At 67.7% G+C, this 5,868-nt stretch carries 8 protein-coding genes; 5 read left to right on the top strand and 3 right to left on the bottom strand.

Annotated elements, in window-relative coordinates; genetic code table 11:
• The 5 genes from AC5JJ6_RS37995 to AC5JJ6_RS37975 all read left to right on the top strand — a co-directional run.
• A partial coding sequence (locus AC5JJ6_RS37995; protein ID WP_496047010.1) for an arsenic resistance protein occupies nucleotides 1-301 on the top strand: 301 nt, incomplete at its 5' end.
• Nucleotides 298-1,230, top strand: a complete 933-nt coding sequence (locus tag AC5JJ6_RS37990) for an FAD-dependent oxidoreductase (RefSeq protein WP_496047009.1) — start codon at nucleotides 298-300, stop codon at nucleotides 1,228-1,230. The genes AC5JJ6_RS37995 and AC5JJ6_RS37990, both read left to right, overlap by 4 nt.
• Nucleotides 1,227-1,424, top strand: coding sequence for a hypothetical protein (locus AC5JJ6_RS37985; protein WP_496047008.1), 198 nt, complete (start codon nucleotides 1,227-1,229; stop codon nucleotides 1,422-1,424). The genes AC5JJ6_RS37990 and AC5JJ6_RS37985 overlap by 4 nt, the downstream gene beginning before the upstream one ends.
• A gap of 136 nt (nucleotides 1,425-1,560) precedes the next feature.
• Nucleotides 1,561-3,021 (top strand): permease, encoded by a 1,461-nt coding sequence (locus AC5JJ6_RS37980; RefSeq protein WP_496047007.1) that lies wholly within the window; start codon nucleotides 1,561-1,563, stop codon nucleotides 3,019-3,021.
• Between the two features lie 53 nt (nucleotides 3,022-3,074).
• Nucleotides 3,075-3,353 (top strand): thioredoxin family protein, encoded by a 279-nt coding sequence (locus tag AC5JJ6_RS37975; RefSeq protein ID WP_496047006.1) that lies wholly within the window; start codon nucleotides 3,075-3,077, stop codon nucleotides 3,351-3,353.
• Nucleotides 3,354-3,396: 43 nt separating this feature from the next.
• On the opposite strand, the gene AC5JJ6_RS37970 is transcribed toward AC5JJ6_RS37975, so the two are convergent.
• The 3 genes from AC5JJ6_RS37970 to AC5JJ6_RS37960 all read right to left on the bottom strand — a co-directional run.
• Nucleotides 3,397-4,704, bottom strand: a complete 1,308-nt coding sequence (locus tag AC5JJ6_RS37970; RefSeq protein WP_496047005.1) for a cytochrome P450 — start codon at nucleotides 4,702-4,704, stop codon at nucleotides 3,397-3,399.
• A 60-nt stretch (nucleotides 4,705-4,764) separates the two neighbouring features.
• The gene (locus AC5JJ6_RS37965) at nucleotides 4,765-4,917 is read right to left on the bottom strand and encodes a hypothetical protein (protein ID WP_496047004.1); all 153 of its coding nucleotides are present in this window, start codon (nucleotides 4,915-4,917) and stop codon (nucleotides 4,765-4,767) included.
• Between the two features lie 39 nt (nucleotides 4,918-4,956).
• Nucleotides 4,957-5,868 (bottom strand): sensor histidine kinase (locus AC5JJ6_RS37960; RefSeq protein WP_496047003.1); only part of this gene is annotated, 912 nt, incomplete at its 5' end.

Raw genomic sequence — 5,868 nt, 5'->3', positions numbered from 1 at the left:
CTTCCTGGTCCAGTTCGTCATCAGCTTCGCGATGGGCCGGCTGATCGAGGCGGACTACCCGCGCACGACCGCCATCGCCTTCACGGCCGCCGGCAACAACTTCGAACTGGCGATCGCGGTCGCCATCGCCGCCTATGGACTGGCCTCGCCGGTCGCCTTCGCCGCCGTCATCGGTCCGCTGGTGGAGGTGCCGGTGCTGATCCTGCTGGTTCACGTCTCCCTGCGGCTCGGCCAGCGCTTCTTCCCGCCCGGTCCGGTTCTGGCTGCCGCGACATCCGGAGGAACGGCGACACGCCCATGACCGGGCATGCCGATGTCGTAGTCGTCGGCGGCGGGCAGGCGGGGCTGGCCGTCGGCTATCATCTCCGGCGGACAGGGCTGAGCTTCGTGATCCTCGACGCCGGGACCAGTCCCGGCGGAGCTTGGCGGCACGCCTGGCGGTCGCTGCGCCTGTTCTCGCCCGCCCCCTGGTCGTCGCTGCCCGGCTGGCCGATGGGCGGGGGCGAGACGACATATCCCGGCCGGGACGAAGTGCTCGACTACCTCGCCCGCTATGAAAACCGCTACGGCCTGCCGGTCCGCAGGCCGGTATCGGTGAGGTCGGTCGAGCACGCGGAGGACGGCCGTTTCCGGGTGGTCACCGATCGGGGCGACTGGACGGCCCGCATGGTGGTCAGCGCGACGGGGACCTGGCGGCGGCCCTACATTCCGGACTATCCGGGCCGGGATGTCTTCGGCGGCGTCCAGATCCATTCCGGCGCCTACGAAACCCCGGAACCATTCGCCGGCCGGCGCGTCCTGATCGTCGGCGGCGGCAATTCCGGCGCCCAGATCCTGGCGGAGGTTTCCAATACAGCCGCGACGACATGGGTGACGGAAAAGCCGCCGGTCTTCCTGCCGGACGACGTCGACGGCCGCGTGCTGTTCCACCGGGCCACCGCCCGGCTCAAGGCGCTCCAGGAAGGCCGCGAACCGGAGATTCCGGCAGGGGCCTCGGCGACATCGTCATGGTCCCGCCCGTGGTCGATGCGCGGGAACGCGGCGTGCTGCACTCCGTCCGCCCCTTCTCCCGCTTCACCGAGACGGGGGTGGTCTGGCGGGATGGAACGGAAACCGGGGTGGATGCGGTCATCTGGTGCACGGGCTTCCGCCCGGCGCTCGACCATGTCGCGGAACTCGGCATCGTCGGCCCTGACAGCACGGTCGAACTCGATGGCACCCGGTCGGTGAGGGAACCGGGGCTCTGGTTCGTCGGCTACGGCGGCTGGACCGGACCGGCTTCCGCAACCCTGATCGGGGTCGGCCGCAGCGCCCGCGAGACGGCTCGCCGTATCGCCGAAAGCCTGTCGGGCGAGGATCGGCGCGACGGCGCCGCCGCCGCTCCGCCCGGCCAAGCGGCATCGCTGCGAAGCGGGCCGGCATAGTCCGGAATTTCCACCCCGGCCCGACGCCGCGATTGACTTGCATCAGTGCGCGGCGGCCGGCGCCCCGGCACCCTTTCCCCCAAGCGCCTTACCGGCAGAGCGGGGGGCGGAGTGAGGGTAGAATGGGGTACGCGCCATGGAAACAGCCGCCCTTCCCGTTGAAATCCTGCGAAGCGGGTTCGGCAGCCTTGCGGCCTATCTGGCCGCCCACGTGCTGCTGTGCCTCGTCCCGGCCTTCTTTATCGCGGGCGGCCTGTCCGCCCTGCTGCCGAAATCGGCGATCACCCGCTTTCTCGGGCGCGGCGCCCCTAAGGCCGTAGCATATCCGGCTGCCGCCGCCGCGGGGAGCCTGCTGGCCGTTTGCTCGTGCACCATCGTCCCGCTGTTCGCCGGCATCTACCGGAAGGGCGCCGGACTGGGACCGGCCATCACCTTCCTGTTCTTCGCGCCGGCCGCCAACATCCTGGCGCTGAGCTATACCGGCGCCGCCCTGGGCGCCGAGTTCGCCGTAGCGCGGTTCGTGCTTTCGCTGGTCTTCGGCGTCGGTATCGGGATGATCATGGCGCTGGTCTTCAGCGAGGACGACCGCGCCCATGCCGGGGAGGCCGACGGCGGCTTCACCGGCGGAGAGCGCCTGCAACCGGCTGCGGTCGTCCTGATGCTGCTGATGATGACGCTGCTCGTCGCCGGCACGCTGAAGGTCGGCATCCTGCTCGACAGCTATGCCAGCGTCACCGTCCCGGTCCACGGCATGGACGCGGTCGAGACGACGCTGCACCGGCTGCTGCCGTTCGATCCCGCCAAGGGCGAGGAGGGGATCGGCGCGCAAGGGGCGATCCTCGTCCTGCTGCTCGGCATCATCGCCGTGGTGGCGCCGCGCGGGCTGGGGCGGGTGGACGAGGGCTTCAACCGCTGGACCTGGGCGGCGCTTGGGCTGGTCGTCCTGACCCTGACGGTCGCGGCGACGGGCATGCAGCCGCAGGACGGGGGCGTCACGCTGCACCTGACCGGCAGGACGGTCGGCGTCGTGGCGGCGATGGCTGCGATCGCCTGGGTCGCCCATCGCCACATCGACCGGTTCGAGGTTCAGCAATGGCTGTGGGAAAGCTGGCGTTTCGTCCGCCAGATCTTTCCGCTGCTGGTCGTCGGCGTCTTCGTGGTGGGCGTCCTGCGGGTGTTCCTCCGGCCGGAATGGGTGGAAACCATGGCGGGCGCCAACACGGTGCTTGCCAATCTGGTGGGCGTCGTCTTCGGCGTGTTCATGTACTTCCCGACCCTGGTCGAGGTTCCGGTAGCCCGGATGTTCCTCTCGCTCGGCATGCATCCGGGACCGCTGCTGGCCTATCTGATGGCGGACCCGGAACTGAGCCTGCAAAGCATCCTGATCACGGCCAGCATCATAGGGCGGACGAAGGCATGGACCTATGTCGGGCTGGTGGCGCTGTTCAGCACCGGCGCCGGCCTGACCTTCGGCGCCTGGAAGGATGGCGCCGGCCTTTGGCTGCTCGGCGGGGAACTCACCCTGTTCCTGCTGGTCCTTGCCGCCGCCCTTTACGTCATCCACCGCCGGACCGGCTCGATGGCGAAGGAGGCCTGACAGGCCGAACCGCACCGGCCGGCAAACGCTTAACCGCGAAGGAGGATCGAACCATGCATGTCAAAGTCCTGGGACCGGGCTGCGCCCGCTGCAAACGCCTGGAGGAACTGACGCGGGAGGCGGCGCTGGAAGCCGGCGTCACCGTCGAGATCGAACACGTCACGGATACCGACCGGATTCTCGACTATCCCATCGTCAGCACGCCGGGCCTTGTCATCGAGGAGGAGGTCAAGATGTCCGGCCGGCTGCCGCGACGGGATGAGATCGTCGCATGGCTGAGGGAAACCGCCGGACCGGCAGGGTCGGCCAAGGACGCTTCCCCGACTGCTTGAGCGGCGCTTCCTTGCGGCTTCCGGGATGCCCCGGTCGTGACTCCTACCCTGAAAGACTGCGGCGTTCCGCTCCTCGATCCGCCAGTTCCGGACTGATCCGGACAGCCGCCGGCCGGGCATTGCGGATCACGAAGCCGCTCTTCGGACGAGCCGGCATCCGCGAAAGGTCGATGCTCAGGTCCTGGTCCGGCACATCGTAGTGGACCTCGGCGGCCAGCAGGCGCACGGCGGACTTCAGCAGCTCGATCGTGATCCGTTCGCCCGGACACCGGTGCCCGTTTTCGAAACCCCCGGCGCCCTGGGGGATGAAGTTGAACGGGCTCCCGTTCCAGTCGCGGAACCGGCCGGGGCGGAATTCGCCGGGGTCCGTCCAGATCCTCGGGTCGTGATTGGTGCCGTAGAGGTCGAGGATCACCCAGGTTCCCTCGGTGAAGTGGTGGCCCCTCCAGTCGAACGGCTTGCGGACCCGTCCACCCACGGCCGGGAACATCGGATAGAACCGGCGCACCTCCTGAACGAAGCGTTCCAGATCGCCCTCGTCCCCGTTCTCCAGCGTCCGCTTGCAGTCGGGGTACCGGTGCAGCGCCAGGGCCGCGAAGGTTACGTACCAGGCGACGGCCACGGTCGGCCGCAGAACGTTGATCAATTCGACCGCAGCGACCTTGGTGTCCAGCGCTTCCCCATCCGGTCCCCGGAAGAAGCAAACGGCGTGGAGGGCGCTTCCCTCCGGCGAGTCGCGCTTGCCGTCGCGGACGTCCTGCACGATGCTTCGGACCCAGCGTTCGGCCCGCGCCCTCAGCAGCAGTCCGCGCCAGTTGCGTGGCCCGATCGAGCCGGCGCCGTCGACCATGGCCGCGAAGGCTCCGGTCCACCGCCGGGCATCGGAATCCGTCAGGGGAATTCCGGCCCATTGCGAGACCGCGCGAAAGATGACTTCCTGCGCTTGGGGCAGGATCGCCACCTCGTCCATTCTCTGCGAGTTCCTGAACTGGGAGCGCCATTCGTCGGCGGCGCGGTCGACCAGGGCCTGGATGGAAGCCGGTGTCATCAGCGACATGAACATGCGTTTTCGCGGACGATGCCGCTCGCCGTCCAGCAACTGGACGCTGCCCTTGTCCTGAAGCAGCATCAGCGCCGTCGGAGGCATCGCACGCTGGCGGGTGAAACGGTCGGGCTCGTAGAAGATCCTGGCCGCCTCCTCGCCGAGCATGCATATGGCCGGGCTGAGCATGAGCCGGGTCTTGAAGAGATCAGACCCGTAACGCTCGCAGCGCGTCGAGATATAGGTGTAGCCCTGCGAAAGCAGCGCCAGGGTGCTGTCCGGGTTCGGGTCGCTGGGTATCTTGGACATCTTGTTGCTCCGGCTTATTCAGGCAGGCCTTGCAGGCTGTTCGGTCCGGCGGGAGCGGTCCTATTCCGAAGGACGGTCCAGAGACCCCTTCGGCTGTCCGTCCTTCGCCTCTTCCCGCTCACGCTGACGCTGCCACGTGTCGAATTTTTCGGGATGCGTGACGATGTCCACGATGGACGGCTTGTCGGTACGGTCGTCGCTTTGATTCGGCATGGCTACACCTCCAGGCGTTCGATGACTCCCATCAACAGTTCAAAGCGGCTTGCCGCCACCGCCCCGAAGTTCCGGAATGGAAAAGACCAGGTGACCGGCGGTACCGGCGTCCCGCTGTTCCAGGGTGAAGTCGCCGGATGCCATCTTCGACAGCACGGGGGTCAGCTCCAGACCGATGCCGTGCCCTTTGACCTGATCGTCCGGCATGCCGATCCCGTCGTCGGCGACCGTCAGGCGCGCCTTGTCCGGCTCGACCCGCTCCAGGGTGACGGTCACCGTCCCCTGGCGCAGGGGGAAGGCGTATTTCAGGCAGTTCGTGACCAGTTCGTTGACGATCAGTCCGACCGCGACGGCCTGGCTGTGATCGACTTCCACGGGCGTAAGGTGCAGGTCCAGCTTGACCGCATCGTCGTGTTCCAGGCCGTGCATGAGGAAGCGCCGCTTGACGAGTTCGTCGAGATAGGCGGAAAGGTTCACGGCATCGGTGACACCCGTCACGTAGAGGCGCCGGTAGACCAGCGAGAGCGCTTCGACCCGGTAGCCGACGCTTTCCAGGCGGCGGCGCGTCTCGCTCCGTTTCGCCCTCCTGGCCTCCATCCTGAGCATCGACGTGATGATCGCCAGGTCGTTCTGGGTGCGGTGCTGCAATTCACGCAGAAGGATCGACCGCTCCTCGGCGCTGGCGACGCGCTCGCGGTGCGCCTTGTGGCGGTCCAGGGCGGCGGCGAGCAGGTTGGCGTAGTTCTGGAGAAAACTGATGTCGGAGTGTGTGAAGTTCCGCTCGGTGAGGCTGTCCACCTCCAGCGTCCCGAACGCCTCGCCGGTCGCGCCGATCACGACATTGGCCGATACGATGACATCGGCACGGCGCACGACCTCGGAAATCTGAAACCTCGTTTCCGTCGGTATGTGCGAGATGACGGGTTCGCCCTCGACCAGGGCATAACCGGC

It is taken from the genome of Skermanella sp. (genome assembly GCF_059503625.1).
Note: the sequence above shows the minus strand (reverse complement) of the source record. Positions and strands in the feature narration are given on the sequence as shown.